The following is a 21,807-nucleotide window of genomic DNA, read 5'->3' as shown; positions in this document are numbered from 1 at the left end:
CAACTAGGTGAGTGACCGGCATTTGGATTGGTCTGGTGACAGATATATTGGTAATTATCTGATCTGACTTTAAATTTAATTCAGGAAATAAGTCATGGGGGAAATCATCATGAAGCTTGTTTCACGGTTTCTGCTGATATTGGTGGCCACGCCGGCGCTGGCGGGGCAGGTCATCGTCAATCAGGGATTGTCCAGCGCGGATACCTTCGCCCTGCGGGATCAGCTGGCCCGGGAGCATGAATGGCAGGAGTGGCTGCGATTCCAGCAGGCCATCAAGTGGCTGGAGGTGCTGCCGGTCAACTGCGATCTGGTGGGAGGTGCCGGTCAGGAATATCGCTGCGGTGATGACTATTACCGCCCCTATCGGCAAAATGGGCGCGACCTCTATATCCAGGGGGATCCCCCCGGAGCGTCCCCGCAACGCCCCATAAAAAAGGCGCCATAAGGCGCCTTTTTTGCGAGGAATACGCTTATTTTGCAGCGTAACGCTCGGCAGAGGTCTTGATTTCGGCTTCGGCAGCGGCCTTGTCGCCCCAACCTTCCACCTTGACCCACTTGCCCGCTTCCAGCTCTTTGTAGCGCTCGAAGAAGTGCTGGATCTGGGCTTTCAGCAGCTCGGGCAGATCGTTCACATCCTGGATGTGATCGTACTGCTTGGTCAGCTTGGAGTGGGGAACGGCCACGATCTTGGCGTCTTCGCCTGATTCGTCGGTCATCTTCAGCACGCCGACCGGGCGGCAGCGGATGACGGAGCCAGCCAGCAGCGGGTAGGGAGTCGGAACCAGCACGTCGACCGGATCCCCGTCCAGGGACAGGGTGGCGTTCACGTAACCGTAGTTGCACGGGTAGAACATCGGGGTGGACATGAAACGGTCAACGAAGATGGCGCCGCTGTCCTTGTCGACTTCGTATTTGATCGGGTCGGCGTTCTGCGGGATTTCGATGATGACGTAGATGTCGTCAGGCAGGCTCTTGCCGGCCGGTACCAGGTTCAGGCTCATGACGTTTCCTTTGAGTGTTGGAGTCAAGTTTGCAGGCCGACATTATAGCGATGTCCCGTCAAATGACCATATTTCAAGGGCCGGGTGGCGTGGCGGAGGGTAGCTTTTCCCCGCGCTTGCCCGATTTCTGTCGTCTGCGGGCGCGGATGCCTTCGCTCCCCATGGGCGCGGCTTGTGCCACCGGGTCAACAGACCCTAGAATGCGCACTCCCTTTACTGGAAAAGGCAGCGGTATGCACATTCACATTCTCGGGATCTGCGGCACCTTCATGGGTGGTCTGGCGGTGTTGGCAAAACAGCTTGGCTATCGGGTGACCGGCTCCGACGCCAACGTCTATCCCCCCATGAGCACCCAGCTCGAGCAACAGGGCATCGAACTGACCGAAGGCTACGACCCCTCCCAGCTCGATCCGGCGCCGGATCTGGTGGTGATCGGCAATGCCATGAGCCGTGGCAACCCCTGTGTGGAATATGTGCTGGACCGCAATCTGCCCTATATCTCCGGCCCCCAGTGGCTGCTGGAGCACGTGCTGAAAGATCGCTGGGTGCTGGCCGTCGCGGGCACCCATGGCAAGACCACCACCGCCAGCATGCTGGCCTGGGTGCTGGAGTATGCCAAGCTGGAACCCGGTTTCCTCATCGGCGGCGTGCCGGGCAACTTCCCGGTTTCCGCCCGTCTCGGCTCGGCTCCCTTCTTTGTGATTGAAGCGGACGAATATGACTGCGCCTTCTTCGACAAGCGATCCAAGTTTGTCCACTACCACCCGCGCACCCTGGTGATGAACAACCTGGAGTTCGACCACGCTGACATCTTCCCGGATCTCGCCGCCATCCAGCGCCAGTTCCACCACCTGATGCGCACCGTGCCGAGCAACGGCCGGGTGCTCTTCCCCAAAGGTGATGACAACCTTACCGCCGTGCGCGAGATGGGCCGCTGGAGCGAGGTGGAGCTGGTGGGCCAGGACGACGCCAAGTGGAAGGCGGTGAAGCTGGCCGATGACGGCTCCGCCTTCGAGGTGTGGCTGGATGGCGTGAAACAGGGCGAGGTGCACTGGGAGTGCATCGGAGAGCACAACGTCAACAACGGTCTGATGGCCATCGCCGCCGCCCGCCATGCCGGTGTCATGGTGGAGCACGGGATCAACGCCCTCTGCCAGTTCAAGTCCCCCAAGCGGCGCATGGAGCTGAAAGGGGAAGTGGCCGGGATCAGCGTCTATGACGACTTCGCCCATCACCCCACCGCCATCGAGACCACCCTGGGTGGACTGCGCGCCAAGGTGGGCAAGGCCCGCATCCTGGCGGTGCTGGAGCCCCGCTCCAACACCATGAAGCTCGGGGTTCACAAGGAGGAGCTGGCCGGTTGCTTCGACGGTGCCGACGAGGTGTTCTTCTTCCAGCCCCCCAACATCGGCTGGGATCTGGGGGAGGTGACGGCCCACATGACCCGGCCTGCCCGGGTATTCGAGGCCCTTGATGCCCTGATTGGCGCCCTGGTGGCCGAGAGCCGCCCAGGGGATCATATTCTGATCATGAGCAACGGCGGGTTCGGCGGCATTCACGACAAGCTGATCGCCCGCCTCAAGGAGCAGCAGAGCACATCATGAACAAGGCCATCACTCTGGCGCTGACCGGCGCCTCCGGCGCTCCCTATGCCCTGCGCCTGCTGGAATGCCTGGTGCAGGCGGACTATCGGGTCTTCCTGCTCGCCTCCTCGGCGGCCAGGGTTGTGCTCAAGACCGAGCAGCAGCAGGATTGGCCGGGCTCCCCCAGGGAGCTGTCGGCGTACCTCTGTCGCCATTATGGTGCCAAAGAGGGTCAGATCGTCGCCTGCGGCAAGGAGGAGTGGTTCTCGCCGGTGGCTTCCGGCTCGGCGGCCCCCAAACAGATGGTGGTCTGCCCCTGCTCCATGGGCACCGTCTCGGCCATTGCCAACGGCACCTCGGACAACCTGCTGGAGCGGGCGGCGGACGTGGTGATCAAGGAGCGGGGCCAGCTGATTCTGGTTCCCCGGGAGAGCCCCTTCTCGGCGATCCATCTGGAGAACATGCTCAAGCTTGCCCGTCTTGGTGTGACCATCATGCCGGCGGCGCCAGGGTTCTACCATGAACCCAAAAGCATCGAGGATCTGGTGGACTTCATGGTCGCCCGCATCCTCGACCACCTGGGTGTTGAGCATGAGTTGACCAGTCGCTGGGGTTATGCAAACCACTGATACGGCGGGGAGCGGACAAAAAAGCGGCGCCGGGCTGTAAAGCCCGGCGCCGCTTTGTCAACATCTGCGCGAGTCAGCTGGCCTGGATGGGGGCCGTCACGTACTTGAACAGGAAATCCGTCACCTCTTCCCGGCTCGGACGCTGCGGCTGATTGATCATCTGCATCATCACATAGCCAAAACCGGTCAGGGAGCGGGCCAGATCCTGCGCCGACAGCACGCTCTGGATCTCGCCGTTGTCGATGGCCCGTTGCAGGTGGGGGGCAATGCGCTCCAGCGCCTTGTCCAGCAGCCGGGTGTAGCGAGGCCACACTTCTTCCCGCACCGAGGAGCTCCACTCCAGCCAGATGCTGGCGTGATCGGGCTTGTCATAGGCGGCGTCAACGAACAGCTTCACGTGGCGGTGAATGCTCTCCCTGGCGGAGCCCTGACCGTTGTAGGCCTGTTCGAGGATCTGCTGTACGAAGGCTTCGATTTCTGTCAGCACTTCGTCGACCAGATCTTCACGAGTATTGAAATAGTTAAAAACGGTCGCAACCGAGACCTTTGCCTGTTCGGCTATTTCGGCATGCCCGGCACGGCCGATGCCGCGACGGGAAAATACCTCGACGGCACACTCCATCAATTGATCACGGCGAGCCTCCGGCGAAAGCCGGGTTCGACGTCTTATTTCTGCGCGTGGTTCCATAGTTTTTTCATCTAATAGTTATTGATTATGGTGTTTATAGTATTGTCACCGATAATGCCCGAAGGCTTGCTAACTCTATCAATTAAAATAAGCCGATAAAAGCATCACGTATGCCTGACGCCCACTGGTTGGAGTGGTAGAATCCTCGGTTTTGACGTTAATGAACGGCCAATAACCCTTTGGTCATTATTGGAGTATGTGATGAAACACATTGTCGAGGTGATGATCCCCGAGGCCGAGGTTGCAGCCCGGATCGCCACGCTGGGTGAAGAGATTACCGCCCGTTACCAGGGCTCCGAGGAAGTGGTCATGATCGGCCTGTTGCGCGGCTCCTGCGTCTTCCTGGCGGATCTCTGCCGTCAGTGCCAGTTGCCCATCACCCTGGACTTTATGACTGCCTCCAGCTACGGCTCCGGCATGCACAGCACCCGTGACGTGCGCATCCTCAAGGATCTGGATGACGATATCAAAGGCAAGGACGTGGTGATCGTGGAGGACATCATCGACACCGGTTACACCCTCAACAAGGTGCGCGAGATCCTCTCCCTGCGCGAGCCGAAATCCCTGGCCATCTGCACCCTGCTGGACAAACCGTCCCGCCGCGAGGTTCAGGTGCCGGTGGACTGGCTTGGCTTCTCCATCCCGGACGAGTTCGTGGTGGGCTGTGGCATTGACTACGCCCAGAAGTACCGTAACCTGCCTTTCATCGGCAAGGTGGTACCGCAAGAGTAAGCCGGGTCCGAAGTAGCAAGGCAGGCTGGCCGGCCCGCCATCGACTGTCTTCAGGCGGCGTCACAGCCGCCTTTTCTGTCTCGAGATGGGCTCATCCATCACAGGGGTTGCAATGAACGCATTGGAAATCAGCGGTCTGAAGAAGACCTATCAGGGGGGCGTCGAAGCCCTCAAGGGCATCGATCTCACCGTCAAACAGGGGGATTTCTTCGCCCTGCTCGGTCCCAACGGGGCGGGCAAATCCACCACCATCGGCGTGATCAGCTCACTGGTCAACAAGAGTGCCGGCAAGGTGAAGGTATTCGGTCATGACATCGATACCGATCTGGAGCTGGCCAAGTCCCAGCTCGGCCTGGTGCCCCAGGAGTTCAACTTCAGCCAGTTCGAGAAGGTGAGCCAGATAGTGACTCACCAGGCCGGTTTCTATGGAGTGCCGCGGGCCGAGGCCAAGGTGCGCGCCGAGAAGTACCTGCGCCAGCTCGATCTGTGGGACAAGCGCGACATGGCGGCCCGCACTCTCTCCGGTGGCATGAAGCGCCGGTTGATGATTGCCCGCGCCCTGATGCATGAGCCCAAGCTGCTGATCCTGGATGAGCCGACCGCCGGGGTGGACATCGAGATCCGCCGTTCCATGTGGAGTTTCCTCAAGGATCTCAACGAGCAGGGGGTGACCATCATCCTGACCACCCACTACCTGGAAGAGGCCGAGATGCTGTGCCGCAACATCGGCATCATCGACAAGGGCCGTCTCATCGAGAACACCAGCATGAAGAGCCTGCTCGGCAAGCTGGGTCGCGAGACCTTCCTGCTGGATCTGGTGCCGGGCTCCAGCGTTCCGGCCCTGCCCGAGTTCAACGGCCGGATGCAGGATGAGAACACCCTGGAAGTGGAGCTGGAGAAGAGCCAGTCCCTCAACAGCCTGTTCGAGCAGCTCTCCGCCCAGGGTGTGAAGGTGCTCAGCATGCGCAACAAGGCGAACCGGCTGGAAGAGCTGTTCGTCAATCTGGTAGAGGAGGGTCGCAAAGCATGAACCCCATGACCTATTACATCGCCTTCAAGAGCATTCTGGCCAAGGAAGTGAGCCGCTTCACCCGGATCTGGATCCAGACCCTGGTGCCGCCCGCCATCACCATGAGCCTCTACTTCGTCATCTTCGGCAACCTCATCGGCTCGCGCATCGGTGACATGGGTGGCTTCAGCTACATGGAGTTCATCGTGCCCGGCCTCATCATGATGTCGGTCATCACCAACTCCTACTCCAACGTCGCCTCCTCCTTCTACAGCGCCAAGTTCCAGCGCAACGTGGAGGAGCTGCTGGTGGCGCCGGTGCCCAACTACATCATCATCGCGGGGTATGTGGGCGGTGGCGTGGCGCGCGGCCTCTGTGTCGGCCTCATCGTCACCCTGGTGTCGCTGTTCTTCGTGCCGCTGCAGATCCATCACCTGTTCAGCGTCTGCGTGACCGTGCTGCTCACCTCCATCCTCTTCTCCCTGGGGGGGCTCATCAACGCGGTGTTCGCGAAGTCGTTCGATGACATCAGCATCATCCCGACCTTCATCCTGACTCCCCTGACCTATCTGGGGGGCGTCTTCTACTCCATCACCCTGCTGCCGCCGTTCTGGCAGGGGGTATCCCAGGTGAACCCCATCATCTACATGGTGAACGCGTTCCGCTACGGCTTCCTCGGGATCTCAGACGTGCCCCTCGGCACTGCCTATCTCATCATCATCGGCTTCATCCTGGTACTCTACGGGATGGCCTGGTGGCTCATCTCCCGCGGCACAGGGTTGCGGCACTGAGTGGTAGATATATGAATAAGGCGCCGAAAGGCGCCTTATTCAAGATAAATTAGTTCCTGATTACCCATGATCAGCAGTCACCACGAACTATACTGATCTTACGTACAGTTATCGAGGTGCGAGATCATGGCCAAAAGCAAAGTCCAATTCCAGAAAGGCTACAGCCTGTTTGAGTTTCTCAAGGACTATGGCACTGAAGCTCAGTGCGAAAACGCGCTGTTCACTTGGCGTTTTCCTCACGGCTTTGTCTGCCCTGAATGTGCCAACAAGACCTGTTGCCGCCTGAAAAAGCGGCCACGTGTGTGGCAATGCAATCACTGCCGTCATCAGATGTCCTTGACTGGAAACACGATTTTCGCAAACACCAAGCTCCCGCTGACCAAGTGGTTTCTGGCAATGCACCTGTTGTCACAAACCAAAACCGGTTTGTCAGCGATGGAGCTAAAGCGCCAGTTGGGCGTCAAATATGACACCGCGTGGATGCTCAAGCACAAGCTGCTGCAAGTCATGAAAGAGTCCGATGACAAGCAGCCCATCAGCGGCATCATTCAGCTCGATGATGTTTACTGGGGTGGCGAGCGCCGTGGTGGCAAACGAGGTCGGGGCGCGACAGGCAAGACGCCGTTTGTGGCGGCAGTGGCCCTGAACAAGGAAGGGCATCCAATCAAGATGCGGATGACGGTGGTCGATGGTTTCAAAACCAAGTCCATTGCTGATTGGGCAAAACGGCATGTTGCCAGTGGTAGCGCGGTGATATCAGATGGATTGGCCTGTTTCAAAGCGGTCAAGGAGGCCAATTGTGAACATCTGGGTGTTGTCACCGGGGGCAACCTGGACTTGCTGGATCATCCGGCATTCAACTGGGTAAACACGATGATAGGGAATGTGAAGAACTCGCTGCGGGGCAGTTGCCATACGCTCGGAGCGAAGCATTTACCGAGGCACCTTGCAGAGTATTGCTTCCGGTTTAATCATCGTTTTGACCTCAAGAGCATGTTGGTTGAATTGGGGCATGCCGTCGTGGCAAGCCCGCCGATGCCATATCGACTCTTGAAGCTGGCTGAGGGTCATGGGTAATCAGGAATTAGTTTGATACTACGAGGGGAGTAATGACTGATATTTTATATGAGTCTTCCGAGCTGTTGGGATTATCAGATTCTGAGCTTTTAGAGCGATTAGATAGAAGCTGGGGAATCGCCTCTGATGGCTTCAAGGTTTGGGGGGAGTTCTCCCGTACTGCAAATGGCACATGGGGATACCTTAAAAATCCTAGATCAATAAAAAATAACCAACTGCTATCATATCCATTGAGTGGTGCTAATGGCACTTGTGAGTTTTGGATACATCCACAAGATGCAAGCAAATTCGAAGGTACGTCAATTTTTATTAAGTGTAGATTAGAATTTGCCCCTATTGCTGAGCGTAAAAAACATAAGATTCCATTTGAAATGAAAGTTGTGCGCGGCAGCTGTCGTGAACTTACAAAATTGCCAGAAGTAGTAACTAATGATATTTTTACCAACCAAAGCAACGAATCGTTCATTACTAAGTCACTGTATAATTTTTATCATAAACAAACCTCAATAAAAATTGAAAAAGAGTTTGAGGCTAAGCGTAATGAATATGAACATATACTTAGTTTAAAAATTCAAGAAACGCAGGAAATCGAAAGTAAAATAGATTCGGCTGCTCAATTGATTGGCTCGCTAGTCAATAAACAACAAAAGTTGCAAGAGTCAAACTCATTGCTTGATTCTGATATCACTTCAAAGAAAAAACAATTAAAACTTATAATAGACAATTTTAGAAAGGTCGAGGTAGAGATGAATGCTAAAATAGCACGATTGAGAAGTTATATTTCAGACAAAGCTAGCTTTTTAAAAACGTTTGAGTTTTTGGATGAGGATGATTTAGAGGGTTTTTTGTTAGAGCCCAAATCTCAATCAGATAAAATAGATGGAGTGTCATTTATAAATGATCTAGCGGGTGATTATGAAAAAGCAGTGTCTTACATACAGGCTCATTTAGTTGAAAATGATATACTTTATCCACGTCATATCATCGAAAACTATATAACTCTTCTTCGCACAAAAGATTTAATTATTCTGGCGGGTGACTCGGGTTCTGGCAAGACTAATTTAATTAAGTCATTCGCTAAAGCAGTTGGGGGTAAATCAATAGTTGTTCCCGTCAAACCTAACTGGACTAGTTCTGAAGATTTACTAGGTTATTACAATCCACTGGAGAAAAAATATCTATCGACGCCATTTTTAGAAGCTCTTCTCGAAGCGCATAAAAATCCAGAAACGCCATATTTCATCTGCCTTGATGAAATGAATCTTGCTAGGGTTGAGTATTATTTTGCTGACTTTCTATCCCTGCTAGAATCTCGTGATGAAACACCAGAAATTCCGCTCTATGCGGCGGATGAATCAGCGCATGTACTTTCAGAGTTAAAGGCAGTCGTAGATATTATTCAAGCAGGGAAAGAAAAATATAATCAAGATGGAGTGATTAATTTTATTGAATTACTAAAGGATGAGAACCTTAACAACTATCTCAGGCAAGCCTTTGGTTTCAGTGATAAAGATTCTTTAATAAAATATCATAGTGAAATCCGCAGAATGTTATCGGCAGTTATGTCAATGCCTTCTAGCATCACAATGCCAGCCAACGTGCACATCATAGGTGCTATTAATATTGACGAAACAACACATTATCTATCTCCAAAAATTTTGGATAGAGCTCATATAATGCGCTTCGAGTCGCCATTGTTATCAGATTGGGATGAAATTCTACGCGAAGTTGAAACTTATAATTTTACCGATGTATCAAAGCCATTATTGTTTGAAGTCGAAGCGTTGGGGATTAGGCAGGACTATCCAAGATTCGATCGTGAAAATGCATTCTGCAAATTATTCATTGATCTAAATAAAGAGTTCCTCCATAAGTTAGGTGTCGAATTTGGGATGCGAACTATCCGTCAGGGGCTTAACTATTTATACTTATTTGAAGATGTTAATGATGACGATATGCAAGCGATAAATAATTTTTTACTTCATAAGGTATTACCAAAGTTAACTTTCGATGGCAATAAGATGGTTGATCAACAAACCAAACTACAGTTAATTGATAAAGTTTTTTCTGAGAGAATAAAACAAATCATTCCCACGCACGAAAACATCCCGAAAATATTTTCTGCAGTATCTGCAATTGAAAATGTAGTGAGTAATGCCAAGACTCATGATGGAATTGTTAATTTCTGGAATTAATTATGAAGGCTGATTTTGAAATTAAATACATCGAAATTCAATGGTATGATAAAGATACGATTACAAAAATAACGGAGTCCTTAGTAAGCTTATCATTAGAATACAGCGCAGAGATTCAAACGTTCGAATGTGAAACCACGATATACCCTAAAGTAAAAGGCATTCAGCGCGGCCAATTAGCAATTCATTTTTTTGATGAGCGTAATGGAATTGCACCATATATTAGAATGCCGGATGGAAGGGTAAAAAATCTCAATAAAATAAAAGATATTGATACTGGTAAAGTTTGGTGGATTGTACAGGAGTTATGGGATATAAAAGACAAATATTGGCGGCACACCGGTGTTAATACTGCAGGGACATTAATATATGTGCTCAACGATATAGATGTTCATATACATATCGGCGCAATGGATTTTACCAGGAGGCAATTAGAGGATTATCTTCGTTCATTCAAAGATGACTTATGGGAACTAATATTGGATGAGTTGAGTTCAATTCATGCCAATATACAGAAAGATGGAATTAGCATAAATGAACATGTAATTGAAAACATAAGTAATATGATCATTCATGCTGAGAAAATACTCAAAACTCCTAAGATTGAACTTCGAGAAATACAAGCATTAAAACCGCGTAAAATGGTTAAACCAGTTAGCCGTACTTTCATGGAGCTTACGAATAAGGCTAACCATAAAGTGTTGACTAGTCGAGCAACTAACCCAAGTTATAATGTGGCTGAAAATAGATATATACTTTTTGCGCTTGAACGTTGTTATAGAATAATTAAACAAGTCGTGACTTTATCAGGTAATAAATCACAGCGATATGCAGATAAGGTCAATAAGCTTAAAGATCAACATGATTCTTTCAGTGATACGGTAACTGTAGACAGGAATCTACTTGTTAAAGATTTTGAGATAATGCGTGAAAAGTGTCATTTACAGTATTGGCAACAACAATTAACAAAGTCATTGGTGGCAGAAGGTGTTCTATTTGATAGTGGCAATACGATAAGTAACACACTTTTCTTCCGTACTAAGAGGTTCTCTAAGGATAGAGAAACCAATGTTAACGATGGTTTTTTTATTGATGTTTTTGAATTAGAAAACAGCAATTTAGTTCAGCGAAAATACGACAGTGAATACGCTATATTATCCTTTAGGAATAGCCATGCCGAGTTATTGGCATGCTTAACTCTAAATTCTACTTATAAAATCACAGGGAGTGGCGCGGTAAATAAATATGGTAAGGTATTGGTGTATACCATTAACTCACTTGTTGATATTGAGCTTATTGATAGTGGCGCACTCCACAGCATACGAGAAAAATACGACAATGAAATAGCCATGGCTAAACAATTAAAACAGTATGGGTGGAAAAGAAAACTTAATGCAAGGGAATTGAATGAACAAGAAAAAGAAAAGAAATCGCTATTAAACCGTATTGATTTTTATACTACCAATCAATCTTTGTCTGAGTACGTATACAGAAAAATCGAACCAAAACTTCGGAAAATTTATAAAGTAATTCAAGAATTTAAAGCGTTAGGTGTTACACCCTCATCACATTTCCCTAGCTCGATGACATTTGTGCAAAATCCTCATTATCAGGGTGTCCATCATTATTATAAGAGCTTAAAAGATCTGACAAACCTTGCTGATGAAAACTTGTTAGTCAACCTTGAGGAAATCGACTCTATTGGGCTTGTAAATATGCCGCTACTGTATGAAAGATGGTGTCTGCTACAAATTATTAAAGTACTCAAAGAATCATTCAGATTTGTACCTGAAGATAATTGGAAGTATCAATTAATTGACGCAATAAAAACGAAAAAAAATGACATAGCAATTCATTTTTCAAATGCAGACTCTAAGCGATTTATAAAATTGACTTATGAAAAAACTTTAAGCAATGGAAAACGTCCCGACTTTGTACTTGATTTGAACTGGTATGCTCTAAATGATGAACAAAACCAAGTGTGCCATACCAAGCGTTTCATAATGGATGCGAAATTTTATGACGAGGAGACCTTTAACCGTTTTGGCGGTCTAATGAACGTAATTAGCCTGCTTCGAGATGTAAAAGATTATAGCGAACAGCATTCTAATCCTGTATTTTTAATTCATCCATGTAAGAAGGCTTTACCAGAGGTCGTCACGGCGCAAAGTTGGGGTAAATATAGCTATTTGGGAGAGATAAATATAGGTAAAGAGGAAAAGCCAAATCATGACTACGGTGGAATATTATTAAACCCAATTGACAAGGAATTATATAATGACGAGCTTCAGCGACTATTAGGGCTGCTCCTCCAATATAAGCTAGAGGATGCCGATGTAAAATTATCAGAATCGGAAAATGATTTGACGATTTCCCAACCATTTTGTATACGATGCGGTTCTGCTAATGTGAAACCAGTAGTGAAGACTTCATACTATATTAATAAACAAGGTCAGCGGGTACTTCGAACTTCCCGCTCCGTGTGGATGCAATGTATGGAGTGCGAACAGTTTATTAGTTATAATCACTGCCGTAATACAGATACCCGTTTAATAAAAAACGGTTTGTATTGGACATATCATTCAGCAAGAGCGATCGAACCATTTAATATAAAATGCCCACATTGTGGTGATTGGGGGGGATGGTAGGTGAATACTATTTCTAAATATGAAAAATAAGGCGCCTTTGGGCGCCTTATTTATATTAAATCAGACTACATGCCACGACGCGGTTATCGATCAGGCGAGCCTTGCCGAGATAGGCCGCCATCAGGATCACCAGACGTTTGCTCTGCCCGGTGGCCGATTCGAGGGTATCCGCATCGACGATGTCGATGGCATCGGTCTTGAAACCGGCGTGGTCGAGGCGCTGGCTGGCCTGGGCAACCAGGGAGGGGAGGTGACTGTTCCCCGCTTCAATCTGCTCGGCAATCCAGTGCATGGTGCGCGCGAGCTCGGGGGCAATGGCCCGTTCGGCAGCGGTCAGATAGCCGTTGCGCGAAGAGAGGGCCAGCCCGTCTTCGGCCCGCACGGTCGGCACGCCCACGATCTCGATGGGCATGGCCATGTCGGCCACCATCTTGCGAATGAGCGCGAGCTGCTGGTAATCCTTCTCGCCAAAGCAGGCCACGTTCGGTTGTACCAGATTGAACAGCTTGGTGACCACGGTACTGACCCCGCGAAAATGCCCCGGACGCAGCGCCCCTTCCAGCAGGCTGGAGATGCCGGGCACCTCGACGAAGGTCTGGCTGGCGAGCCCCTGGGGATACATGATCTCCGGCGTCGGGGTGAAGACCAGGTCCACACCGGCGGCCTCCAGGGCGGCGCAATCCTGCTCCAGGGTGCGGGGGTAGTTGGCGAGATCCTCGGCCTTGTCGAACTGCAAGGGGTTCACAAAGATGCTGACCACCACCTTGTCGCCATGGCGGCGGGCCTCCTCGACCAGGGTGAGATGACCCTGATGCAGATTGCCCATGGTGGGCACGAATGCGATGGCGCGGCCTTCGCGATGCCATTGACCGATCTGCTCGCGCAGCGCGGCGGGATTGTTCACAACCAACATCGTCAGTTCACCTTCAGATGAATCAATAAAAGAGGGGGTCGTCAGGGGGGAGTGAGAGACGGGGGCACAGGCCCCCGCGCTCATGACGACAGAAAGTCAGTTGAAGCAGTGCTCGGGGCCGGGGAAGGTCCCCTCGCTCACCTGCTGCACGTAGAGACGAATGGCGGCACGCATGTCACCGGTCTCGGCCAGGAAGTTCTTGGTGAACTTGGGCACATAACCGGAGGTGATGCCGAAGGCATCGTGCATCACCAGGATCTGGCCGTCGGTGGCAGGGCCGGCACCGATGCCGATCACCGGAATGCGCAGCGCCTTGGTGATGCGCTCTGCCAGAGAGACGGGCACGCACTCGAGTACCAGCAACTGGATGCCAGCCGCTTGCAGCTCCAGCGCCTGGCGGTAGATCTCCTGGGCGTGGAACTCGTCGCGCCCCTGCACCTTGAAGCCGCCAAACACGTGGACGGATTGCGGGGTCAGGCCGAGATGGCCGCACACCGGCACCCCGTTACGGGTGAGGTGGCGGATGGAGTCACACAGCCAGTCCCCCCCTTCCATCTTCACCATGCGGGCACCGGCCGCCATCAGGCGCGCCGCGTTCTGGTAGGTCTGCTCCGGGGTGGCGTAGCTCATGAACGGCATGTCGGTCACCACCAGGGCATTGGTGGTGCCGCGCACCACGCAGCGGGTGTGATAGACCATCTCGTCCATGCTGACCGCCAGGGTGTCGTCTCCGCCCTGCAATACCATGCCGAGGGAGTCGCCGATGAGCAGCACCTGGGCGCCCTCGTCGTCGAACAGCTTGGCGAAGGTGGCGTCATAGGCGGTGATGGCGGTGATTTTCTGTCCGTCCTGCTTCATCTTCTGCAGGTGGGTAGTGGTGATCTTGCTCATTACGTTGTTCCTACTCTTCTCTACTCGCCTGCTGCACCGGCCAGGATCGCGAGTCCATTGCGCGGGCAGCGGGCAACCAGTTCGGTGAGCGGGGTGCCGCAGGGCAGCACCAGGGAGGGGGCTATCTCGGCAAGGGGCAGCAGGACGAACTCCCGCTCCTTCATGCCATAGTGAGGCACCGTCAGGCGCTCATGCCGGATGACCTCGTCGCCGTACAGCAGCAGATCGAGATCCAGGGTCCGGGGGCCCCAGCGCTCATCCTTGCGCACTCGCCCCTGTGCCTGCTCGATGCGCTGCAGCTCGTCCAGCAGCGCCAGGGGGCTGAGGCGGGTGGCAAGGCGCGCCACGGCATTGACGTAGTCCGGCTGATCCGCAGGGCCCATGGGGCGGCTGCCGTAAAGGCGGGAGGTCTGCAGCAGCTCGGACTCGGGCAGGATCGCCAGCGCGGCGATGGCGCGACGAGCCTGGCCGAGGGGGTCGGCCAGGTTGGAGCCGATGGCGACGAAGACCTCGATCATCGGCGGATCCTTACTCTGCCGACTTCGGCTTGCGGCGACGGGGGCGACGGCGGTTGCGGCCATTGCCGCTGCGCTTCTCGCCATCACCGCTGCGGGAGTCGGCGCGCTCGCCGCTCGCCGGGCGGCGGGTCGCCTCCCGTTGCAGTTGCGGGCGCACGTCCGGGTTGGAGGCCACATAGCGCTCCCACCAGCTCGCCAGCTCGCCGAGGCCGCGCTCGACCCGGTTGCGCAGCAACAGGAAGTCGAAGGCCGCACGGAATTTCGGGTGCTCCATGGCGCGCTCGGGGTGCTTGCCCTGGCGGCGGGTCAGGCGCTGCTGCAGGGCCCAGATGTCGCGCACGTCCGTGGTGAAGCGGCGCGGCACGGCGATGATCCGCACCTGGTTGTCCAGCACCTCGTTGATGGCCAGCATGAAGGCATCGTACCAGGGCAGACCGCTCTCGTTTTCCAGCACCCGGCCGCGGGCCTCGACGGCGCCCCACAGCAGGGTGGCGTAGAGGAAGGCGGGGGTGACGCGCTTCTCTTCACGGACCCGGGTATCGGTGTCCATCAGCGCCTGCTCGATGAACTGCTCGTAGGGCGAGTTGCCGTGGGGCGTTAACAGGGCGGCTACCTGGGGGAACAGCGGCTGGAACAGCCCGTATTCCCGCAGCAGCTTGTAGGTGGCCAGCCCGTCCCCCGCCAGGAACAGCTTGAGGGTCTCCTCGAACAGGCGGGCGGCCGGGATGTCCTGCAGCAGCGGGGCGAGCTCCCGGATGGGGGCGGCGGTGCGCGGGCTGATGGTCATGTCGAGCTTGGCGGCGAAGCGCACGGCGCGCAGCATGCGCACCGGATCTTCCCGGTAGCGGGTCTCGGGGTCGCCAATCAGCTCCAGTCTGCGCGCGGCCAGGTCTTCCAGCCCACCCTCGAAATCGTGCAGGGTGAAATCCTTGGCGCTGTAGTAGAGGGCGTTGACGGTAAAGTCGCGACGCTCGGCATCCTCTTCGATGGTGCCGTAGACGTTGTCCCGCAGCAGCATGCCTTCATCGGACTGGGCCGACACATGCTTGCTGGTATTGACCTGATGGTGGTGACCCCGGAAGGTGGCCACTTCGATCACGTCACGACCAAAGACGATGTGGGCCAGGCGGAAACGGCGGCCGATGAGGCGGCAGTTGCTGAACAGCGCCTTGATCTGCTCCGGCGTCGCGTCGGTGGCGATGTCGAAATCCTTGGGGGTCTTCCCGAGCAGCAGGTCACGGACGCCGCCGCCGACCAGGTAGGCCTCATAGCCCCCCTTGTTCAGGCGATAGAGCACCTTGAGGGCATTCTCGCTGATCTCTTTGCGCGAAATCGGGTGCTGGTCACGGCTCAAGGTACGGCGCTGTCCGGCGACACGGGCCGGAATGGGGGACTCCACCGACTGCTCGCCGTCTTCCTTGCCGAGCACTTTGCGGCAAAAGTTTGCGATCTGGGAAAAAATGGTACACCTCGTTATGACTTCAAATTGACGGGAGGCCAAAAAAATAGCGGCCTATCATAGCTCAGCCCCAACCAAATGAGAAACGGTGTGGCCTGCTTCCCCTTGATTGGTCCTTTTGGGGCAAGAAATGCAGCCGGGGCTAGCTTTGCCCTTGCGTGATCTTCTGCTGGCGGGGTACCCGGGCCAGCTGCCAGTGGGCGATGCCCCAGCTGATGATCTCGTCGATCCGACTCGCCATCAGCTCGGGCGGCGGGCACTGACCGAGAAAGTGCAGCGCCTGCCACAGGGCCGGTCGTACCTCGTCCTGCGACAGCGCCGGCGCATGGTTCTGCTTGGAGAGCTTGTTGCCATCCGCTTGCACCGCCAGCGGCAAGTGCACCCAGGCGGGCACCTCTGCCCCCAGGGTCTGGTAGAGGGCAATCTGGCGCACAGTGGGCTCCAGCAGATCGGCGCCGCGGACGATCTCGGTGATGCCGCTGTCCATGTCATCCACCACCACCGCCAGGTTGTAGGCGTAGAGCCCGTCCCGGCGGCGCACGATGAAGTCCTCCTCCGCCAGCGCCGCGGGGACGGTGATCTCTCCCTGAAGCGCATCCTCGAACCGATAGACCGGGTGGTGCTGGCGCAAACGGGCGGCACACCCCTCGGCGGTCAGCCCCAGGGTGCGGCAATGACCGTTGTAGAACCCCCCTGCGGCCATGATTTCGCGTCGGGTACAGCGGCACCAGTAGAGATCCCCGGCCCGATAGAGCTGATCGATGATCTCGTCATAGCGGCCATGGCGCGCGCTCTGGAACATCACCTCCCCATCCCAGCCAAGACCGTGTGCCTCCAGGGTGGTGAGGATAAGGTCAGCCGCTCCCGGCATCTCCCGCGGGGGGTCGATGTCTTCGATGCGCACCAGCCAGCGTCCCTGCTGCGCCCTGGCCTGCAAGAAGCTGCCAAGGGCGGCGACCAGGGAGCCGAAGTGGAGCGGACCGGACGGTGAGGGGGCGAAGCGGCCCACATAGGGGCGTCGGGAGGGGGGGGATGTCATGACCATGGCAATTCGGGTAGGCGATGCATTGAGGCTGCATTCTGGGACGGCCCGACCAAAAGCTCAATAAAAAAGGGAGCCTGGGCTCCCTTTTCGTTCCTGTGGATGGGCGGCATCAGCCAGCCATCTGTTTTTCCTTGATCTCGGCCAGCGTCTTGCAGTCCACGCAGAGGTCTGCGGTCGGACGGGCTTCCAGACGGCGGATGCCGATCTCGATGCCGCAATGCTCGCAGTAACCGAAGTCATCTTCTTCGAGCAGCAGCAAGGTTTTCTCGATCTTCTTGATCAGCTTGCGTTCACGGTCGCGGGTGCGCAGTTCGAGAGCAAACTCTTCTTCTTGCGCGGCGCGATCCACGGGATCCGGGAAGTTGGCAGCCTCATCCTTCATGTGGTCGACGGTGCGGTCAACTTCCTGCATCAGTTGGTTGCGCCAGGCTCCCAGGATCTTGCGAAAATGTACCTTCTGTTGGTCATTCATGTACTCCTCACCGGCTTTCATCTGGTAAGGCTCTACACCCGCAATGGCCAGGGGGCCCAGAGATTTCCTGTTTTCGCCTGTTGGCATGCCCTGTCTCCTAATTCAGCACGCTACCCGTGCCATCCATAAATTGAGGGCGACATCTATAGCAGAAGGGTCAACGGGAGGCAAACAAGCCTTATCAATAATGTTACCCACTTCTGCATTTATTCTCTGCCCTCGGGTAGCATATGGTCAGATTCAAATGGGATAAAATCCTGAGCCACCATGCCCTGCACCCCAACATGGGGGCGATAGCATAAAATTTCAACCCCTGCCGCCATCGCCTGTTCAACAAGCTGACTATAGTGCGGATCGATATGGGCTGCAGGGCGCATTCTCGTGATGCCGGAGTGCAATACCATGAACAGCAGCACGGCCCGGTGCCCTGCCGCCTTCATGGCCATCAATTCACGCAAGTGCTTGGCGCCGCGGGTGGTGACCGCATCGGGGAAGTACCCCATGCCGGGTTGCTCCCGCTCGTCGAGCAGGGTGACGGATTTCACCTCGATGTAACAATCCGGCCTGTGGTCATCTTCCAGCAGCAGGTCGATGCGGCTGTTCTCTTCCCCGTATTTCACTTCGGTGCGCAGCCTGGCATAGCCTGCCAGGGGGGCGAGAGCGCCCTGTTCGATGAGCTCCCGGGCGATCTGGTTGGCACGGGCCGTGTTGACGCAGATGAAGTGACCCGCCGGGCTCTCGGCGATTTCCCAACTGTTTGGCAGCTTGCGCTTGGGGTTGTCGGATGTGGAGTACCAGACCCGGGTGCCCGGCAGGGCGCAGCCGGTCATGGCACCGGTATTGGCGCAGTGGATGGTGATCACCTCGCCGTTGTCGAGCGCGACATCCGTCAGGAAGCGCTTGTAGCGGGAGATCAGCTGCCCGGACTGCAGGGGGGGATCGAAGATCATGGGGTGAGCTCCTCGCGGTGCGGGTTTTTGACGCGGGCCCGCAGGGGCCAGCAGGCGAGCGGTTCGTAGTGGACGCCGTCCGGCGTGCTGACGGATTGATAGAGGCAGAAGCGATCGGCCCTGAGCAGAAAATCCGGCGCAGGCAGCTCGTCGGGGGCCTCGCCCGCCTTGCGCGACAGGGTGACGTGGGGGCGATAGCCCTGCTCGCCGTTGCCCAGCCCGAGTTTTTCACCGTGGCGGCGCAGCGCCTTCGCGAGCACGGTCAGCTCGTTCGGCCACTCACCGGGCCCCACCCAGGCGGCTTTGGCGCGCTGAAACCAGCCGGTCTGATCCAGATGGACGGTGAAAGGGGGGCAGTGCTGTCGCTCGGCGGCCGCGATCAGGCGAGCCTGGGTCGTTTCGTCGGTCTCCCCGAGAAAGGCCAGGGTCAGGTGCAGGTTGCTCTCGGGTACCGGCTGGCCGGGCCAGGGGCGCTGGTCTCGCCAGGTCGCAAGCTCGGGGGCAAGCTCTGGCAGGGGCAGGGCAAAGAAGAGTTTGGGCATGCGGCGTGTTGGTCCTCGTGATGGGCATCGGATAAGGGCCATTCTATGGCAGCCGCTCCCGGGATGTCTTGCCGTGTTGCACCTGACGCTTCCTGCCCCTGCCCGGCAGGGGCGCTTACGATGGCCGGGAGGCTGTGGCAGAATGGACCCCTTTTCAGAAGTGTCACAGAAGGTGCCCATCGCTTTGTCTTCCCTCCCCATCGTCCCGGTGTTGCCTGAACTCTTTGCAGCCCTCGACAACCATGCCAGCGTGATCCTGCAGGCGCCCCCCGGCGCGGGCAAATCGACCCTGCTGCCCCTGGAGCTGGTGCGCCAGCACCGGCTGCCCGGGCGCATCATCATGCTGGAGCCCAGGCGCCTTGCGGCGCGCAACATCGCGAGCTTCCTCGCGCATCAGCTGGGGGAGAAGGTGGGCGAGCGCATCGGCCTGCGAGTGCGCGGGGAGAGCCGCACCAGCAGCCAGACCCGGCTCGAGATCGTGACCGAAGGGGTGCTGACCCGGATGCTGCAGCAGGATCCTGAGCTCACCGGTGTGTCGCTCGTCATCTTTGACGAGTTCCACGAGCGCAGCCTGCACGCCGATACCGCGCTGGCCTTCGCCATCGAAAGCCAGCAGGGGTTGCGCGATGATCTCAAGCTCTTGGTGATGTCCGCCACCCTGGATGGCATGGCCCTGGAGCGCCTGCTGCCAGGTGCCCCCGTGGTGCGCTCCGAGGGGCGCGGCTTTCCCATCGAGTACCACTATCGCCCCGCCAATCGCCAGCAGTGGTTGGAGCCCCAGGTCGGCGCCGTGGTGCTGGAGGCGCTCGCCAGTCAGGCTGGCAGTGCCCTGGTGTTTCTGCCGGGACAGGGGGAGATAGAGCGGCTGGCACAGTGGCTGGAAGGGCGGTTGCCAGGGGATGTGACCCTGGCTCCCCTTTATGGCCGTCTTGACCTCGCGGCCCAGCAAGCGGCCATCGAGCCTGCGCCTGCGGGTCGTCGCAAGCTGGTGCTCACCACCAACGTGGCGGAGACCTCCCTCACCATCGAGGGGATCTCCGTGGTCATCGACAGCGGGCTGGAGCGGCGTGCCACCTTCGATATCAAGAGCGGCGTTACCCGGCTGGAGACTCGGCCCATCGCCAAAGCCTCCGCCACCCAGCGGGCGGGGCGGGCAGGGCGGCTTGGCCCCGGCGTCTGCTACCGGCTCTGGAGCAGCGAGGTGCAGGAGCGCCTCGCCGAGCAGAGTCCCCCCGACATCCTGACGCAAGAGCTCACCGGCCTGCTGATGGACGCCGCCCAGTGGGGGGCCCGGGTGGAGGCGCTGCCCCTGCTGGACATGCCGCCCCCTGCCGCCGTGGCCAGCGCCCGGCGGTTGCTGGTGGCCCTGGGCGCCATGGCCCCGGAGGGTGAGCAACAACTTACCCCAGCAGGCCGTGCCATGGCGGCCTTCGGCACCCATCCCCGCCTCGCCCGCATGTTGCTGCGGGCCCGGGAGCTGGAATCCGAGGGTCTGACAGGGATTGTCGCCGATGCGGCTTTCCTGGTGGCGCTGCTGGAAGAAGATCTGCGAGGATCGGAGCGCCTGTCCGTGCTGTTCCACCGCCGTCAGGGCGCCCTGCGCCAGGGGGCGGCCCGCTGGTTCGAGCGGCTCGGTGTGCGGGCAAGCAGCCCGCAGGGTCAATGGCTGGGGTTGCTGTGCGCCCTCGCCTGGCCCGATCGCATCGGCAAGCTGCGCAGTGGCAGCCGCTATCAGCTCAGTGGCGGGGTGAGCTGCGATCTGGTAGAAGGACATCCCTGCCAGGGGCAGGGGGCCATCGTGGCCGTCGAAATGGGTCAGAACGAGCGCGGCAGCCGCATCTTCATCGCCGAGCCGGTGGCGCTGGATGAGCTGGTGCGCCAGCTGCCCGAGCTGGTCGGCGAGCGCCAGTGGTTCGACTGGGACGATCGGGAGGAACGGGTGCGTGCGGAGCGCCAGCAGGTGCTCGGCGAGCTGGTGCTCGGCCAGCGGCCGCTGACGGATCTCTCCGATGAACAGAGGGGGCGCTGCCTGCTGCAAGGCATCCGGCGCAAGGGGCTGCACGTGCTGCCCTGGGACGAGAGTAGCGAGGGACTGCTGGCCCGCTTGCGCTGCGCCCGCGACTGGCTGCCCGACGAAGCCTGGCCCGCCATGGATGAGGAGAGCCTGCTGGCCGACCTCGAGCAGTGGCTGCTGCCGGCGGTGAGCGGCATGACCCGGCTGGAGCAGTTGAAGCGGCTCGACATGAGCGACATCCTGCGCCAGTCTCTGCCCTGGCCCCTGCCAAGGCGGCTGGACGAGGCGCTGCCGAGCCACTTCACCGCACCGACCGGCAGTCGGGTGCGGATCCGCTACCAGCCGGGTCAGGCGCCGGCGATCCCGGTGCGCATCCAGGAGATGTTCGGGCTGGGCGCCACCCCATGCGTGGCCGATGGCCGTGTGCCCCTGGTGGTGGAGCTGCTCTCCCCGGCCCAGCGCCCCTTGCAGATCACCGCGGATCTCGCCGCCTTCTGGGCGGGATCCTATGAGCAGGTGAAAAAAGAGATGAAGGGGCGCTACCCCCGTCACTACTGGCCGGACAACCCGCTGGAGGCGATGCCGACCCGGGTGACCAAGAAGAAGATGGGATTGCAGGAGTAGCCGACGGGGCAGTGATCGGTCGGTAC

General features: G+C 56.6%; 20 protein-coding genes. 10 read left to right on the top strand and 10 right to left on the bottom strand.

Features of this window, described 5'->3' with window-relative positions:
* The first annotated feature begins 94 nt into the window (after positions 1-94).
* A complete protein-coding gene (locus tag J9892_RS05780) occupies positions 95-445 on the top strand; it encodes a hypothetical protein (protein WP_010675583.1) in 351 nt (116 codons plus the stop codon).
* Positions 446-470: 25 nt separating this feature from the next.
* Here J9892_RS05780 and ppa read toward each other — a convergent pair whose 3' ends face one another.
* Entirely contained in the window at positions 471-1,001 is a 531-nt protein-coding gene (gene ppa / locus J9892_RS05775; protein WP_005335667.1) for an inorganic diphosphatase, read from the bottom strand.
* Positions 1,002-1,234: 233 nt separating this feature from the next.
* Between ppa and mpl the strand changes: the two genes are divergently transcribed.
* Entirely contained in the window at positions 1,235-2,605 is a 1,371-nt protein-coding gene (gene mpl / locus J9892_RS05770) for a UDP-N-acetylmuramate:L-alanyl-gamma-D-glutamyl-meso-diaminopimelate ligase (RefSeq protein WP_171865641.1), read from the top strand.
* Positions 2,602-3,213 carry a flavin prenyltransferase UbiX gene (locus tag J9892_RS05765; protein WP_042864976.1) on the top strand — a complete coding sequence of 204 codons (612 nt, stop codon included), beginning with the start codon at positions 2,602-2,604 and terminating at the stop codon, positions 3,211-3,213. Before mpl ends, J9892_RS05765 begins: the two co-directional genes overlap by 4 nt.
* 73 nt (positions 3,214-3,286) lie before the next feature.
* Here J9892_RS05765 and J9892_RS05760 read toward each other — a convergent pair whose 3' ends face one another.
* Complete coding sequence (locus tag J9892_RS05760) at positions 3,287-3,901, bottom strand: TetR/AcrR family transcriptional regulator (protein ID WP_029314803.1); 615 nt, start codon at positions 3,899-3,901, stop codon at positions 3,287-3,289.
* Positions 3,902-4,102: 201 nt separating this feature from the next.
* On the opposite strand from J9892_RS05760, the gene hpt reads away from it, so the two are divergent.
* The 6 genes from hpt (at position 4,103) to J9892_RS05730 (ending at position 12,353) form a co-directional block, all read left to right on the top strand.
* The gene (gene hpt, locus J9892_RS05755; RefSeq protein WP_010675579.1) at positions 4,103-4,633 is read left to right on the top strand and encodes a hypoxanthine phosphoribosyltransferase; all 531 of its coding nucleotides are present in this window, start codon (positions 4,103-4,105) and stop codon (positions 4,631-4,633) included.
* Positions 4,634-4,745: 112 nt separating this feature from the next.
* A complete protein-coding gene (locus J9892_RS05750) occupies positions 4,746-5,663 on the top strand; it encodes an ABC transporter ATP-binding protein (RefSeq protein ID WP_045521939.1) in 918 nt (305 codons plus the stop codon).
* On the top strand, positions 5,660-6,433 hold the full coding sequence (locus tag J9892_RS05745) for an ABC transporter permease (protein WP_010675577.1): 774 nt from the start codon (positions 5,660-5,662) through the stop codon (positions 6,431-6,433). Before J9892_RS05750 ends, J9892_RS05745 begins: the two co-directional genes overlap by 4 nt.
* A 126-nt stretch (positions 6,434-6,559) precedes the next feature.
* Positions 6,560-7,510, top strand: a complete 951-nt coding sequence (locus J9892_RS05740) for an IS1595 family transposase (RefSeq protein WP_210538051.1) — start codon at positions 6,560-6,562, stop codon at positions 7,508-7,510.
* Positions 7,511-7,542: 32 nt separating this feature from the next.
* Entirely contained in the window at positions 7,543-9,705 is a 2,163-nt protein-coding gene (locus J9892_RS05735) for an AAA family ATPase (protein WP_210538050.1), read from the top strand.
* A gap of 2 nt (positions 9,706-9,707) precedes the next feature.
* Positions 9,708-12,353 (top strand): hypothetical protein, encoded by a 2,646-nt coding sequence (locus J9892_RS05730; protein ID WP_210538049.1) that lies wholly within the window; start codon positions 9,708-9,710, stop codon positions 12,351-12,353.
* A 55-nt stretch (positions 12,354-12,408) separates the two neighbouring features.
* On the opposite strand, the gene panC is transcribed toward J9892_RS05730, so the two are convergent.
* From panC to thpR, 8 genes are all read right to left on the bottom strand, one after another.
* Entirely contained in the window at positions 12,409-13,266 is an 858-nt protein-coding gene (panC, locus tag J9892_RS05725; RefSeq protein ID WP_210538048.1) for a pantoate--beta-alanine ligase, read from the bottom strand.
* Positions 13,267-13,362: 96 nt separating this feature from the next.
* Positions 13,363-14,157, bottom strand: coding sequence for a 3-methyl-2-oxobutanoate hydroxymethyltransferase (gene panB, locus J9892_RS05720; RefSeq protein ID WP_039040847.1), 795 nt, complete (start codon positions 14,155-14,157; stop codon positions 13,363-13,365).
* A 20-nt stretch (positions 14,158-14,177) separates the two neighbouring features.
* Positions 14,178-14,675 (bottom strand): 2-amino-4-hydroxy-6-hydroxymethyldihydropteridine diphosphokinase, encoded by a 498-nt coding sequence (folK, locus tag J9892_RS05715; protein WP_210538047.1) that lies wholly within the window; start codon positions 14,673-14,675, stop codon positions 14,178-14,180.
* Between the two features lie 10 nt (positions 14,676-14,685).
* Positions 14,686-16,176 carry a polynucleotide adenylyltransferase PcnB gene (gene pcnB, locus J9892_RS05710; protein ID WP_210538046.1) on the bottom strand — a complete coding sequence of 497 codons (1,491 nt, stop codon included), beginning with the start codon at positions 16,174-16,176 and terminating at the stop codon, positions 14,686-14,688.
* Positions 16,177-16,276: 100 nt separating this feature from the next.
* Complete coding sequence (gene gluQRS / locus J9892_RS05705) at positions 16,277-17,179, bottom strand: tRNA glutamyl-Q(34) synthetase GluQRS (protein WP_210538045.1); 903 nt, start codon at positions 17,177-17,179, stop codon at positions 16,277-16,279.
* Between the two features lie 109 nt (positions 17,180-17,288).
* Positions 17,289-17,738: an RNA polymerase-binding protein DksA gene (gene dksA / locus J9892_RS05700; RefSeq protein WP_029314801.1), complete on the bottom strand. Its 450-nt coding sequence runs from the start codon at positions 17,736-17,738 to the stop codon at positions 17,289-17,291.
* 119 nt (positions 17,739-17,857) lie between these two features.
* Positions 17,858-18,601 (bottom strand): DNA/RNA nuclease SfsA, encoded by a 744-nt coding sequence (gene sfsA, locus J9892_RS05695; RefSeq protein ID WP_210538044.1) that lies wholly within the window; start codon positions 18,599-18,601, stop codon positions 17,858-17,860.
* Complete coding sequence (gene thpR / locus J9892_RS05690; protein ID WP_103259579.1) at positions 18,598-19,143, bottom strand: RNA 2',3'-cyclic phosphodiesterase; 546 nt, start codon at positions 19,141-19,143, stop codon at positions 18,598-18,600. Before thpR ends, sfsA begins: the two co-directional genes overlap by 4 nt.
* 184 nt (positions 19,144-19,327) lie before the next feature.
* On the opposite strand from thpR, the gene hrpB reads away from it, so the two are divergent.
* Positions 19,328-21,781 (top strand): ATP-dependent helicase HrpB, encoded by a 2,454-nt coding sequence (gene hrpB / locus J9892_RS05685; protein WP_210538054.1) that lies wholly within the window; start codon positions 19,328-19,330, stop codon positions 21,779-21,781.
* Positions 21,782-21,807: the final 26 nt, after the last annotated feature.

Origin of the sequence: Aeromonas sp. Prich7-2 (genome assembly GCF_017939255.1) — a bacterium.
GTDB lineage: Bacteria > Pseudomonadota > Gammaproteobacteria > Enterobacterales > Aeromonadaceae > Aeromonas > Aeromonas caviae.
Note: the sequence above shows the minus strand (reverse complement) of the source record. Positions and strands in the feature narration are given on the sequence as shown.

Bases quoted from the DNA above. Each gene is read 5' to 3' on its own strand.
- J9892_RS05735 (WP_210538050.1), top strand. From the start codon at position 7,543: ATGACTGATATTTTATATGAGTCTTCCGAGCTGTTGGGATTATCAGAT.
- J9892_RS05765 (WP_042864976.1), top strand. From the start codon at position 2,602: ATGAACAAGGCCATCACTCTGGCGCTGACCGGCGCCTCCGGCGCTCCC.
- J9892_RS05730 (WP_210538049.1), top strand. From the start codon at position 9,708: ATGAAGGCTGATTTTGAAATTAAATACATCGAAATTCAATGGTATGAT.
- hpt (WP_010675579.1), top strand. From the start codon at position 4,103: ATGAAACACATTGTCGAGGTGATGATCCCCGAGGCCGAGGTTGCAGCC.
- folK (WP_210538047.1), bottom strand. From the start codon at position 14,675: ATGATCGAGGTCTTCGTCGCCATCGGCTCCAACCTGGCCGACCCCCTC.
- J9892_RS05780 (WP_010675583.1), top strand. From the start codon at position 95: ATGGGGGAAATCATCATGAAGCTTGTTTCACGGTTTCTGCTGATATTG.
- J9892_RS05750 (WP_045521939.1), top strand. From the start codon at position 4,746: ATGAACGCATTGGAAATCAGCGGTCTGAAGAAGACCTATCAGGGGGGC.
- sfsA (WP_210538044.1), bottom strand. From the start codon at position 18,601: ATGATCTTCGATCCCCCCCTGCAGTCCGGGCAGCTGATCTCCCGCTAC.
- J9892_RS05740 (WP_210538051.1), top strand. From the start codon at position 6,560: ATGGCCAAAAGCAAAGTCCAATTCCAGAAAGGCTACAGCCTGTTTGAG.
- thpR (WP_103259579.1), bottom strand. From the start codon at position 19,143: ATGCCCAAACTCTTCTTTGCCCTGCCCCTGCCAGAGCTTGCCCCCGAG.
- panB (WP_039040847.1), bottom strand. From the start codon at position 14,157: ATGAGCAAGATCACCACTACCCACCTGCAGAAGATGAAGCAGGACGGA.
- dksA (WP_029314801.1), bottom strand. From the start codon at position 17,738: ATGCCAACAGGCGAAAACAGGAAATCTCTGGGCCCCCTGGCCATTGCG.
- mpl (WP_171865641.1), top strand. From the start codon at position 1,235: ATGCACATTCACATTCTCGGGATCTGCGGCACCTTCATGGGTGGTCTG.
- gluQRS (WP_210538045.1), bottom strand. From the start codon at position 17,179: ATGGTCATGACATCCCCCCCCTCCCGACGCCCCTATGTGGGCCGCTTC.
- J9892_RS05745 (WP_010675577.1), top strand. From the start codon at position 5,660: ATGAACCCCATGACCTATTACATCGCCTTCAAGAGCATTCTGGCCAAG.
- ppa (WP_005335667.1), bottom strand. From the start codon at position 1,001: ATGAGCCTGAACCTGGTACCGGCCGGCAAGAGCCTGCCTGACGACATC.
- panC (WP_210538048.1), bottom strand. From the start codon at position 13,266: ATGTTGGTTGTGAACAATCCCGCCGCGCTGCGCGAGCAGATCGGTCAA.
- J9892_RS05760 (WP_029314803.1), bottom strand. From the start codon at position 3,901: ATGGAACCACGCGCAGAAATAAGACGTCGAACCCGGCTTTCGCCGGAG.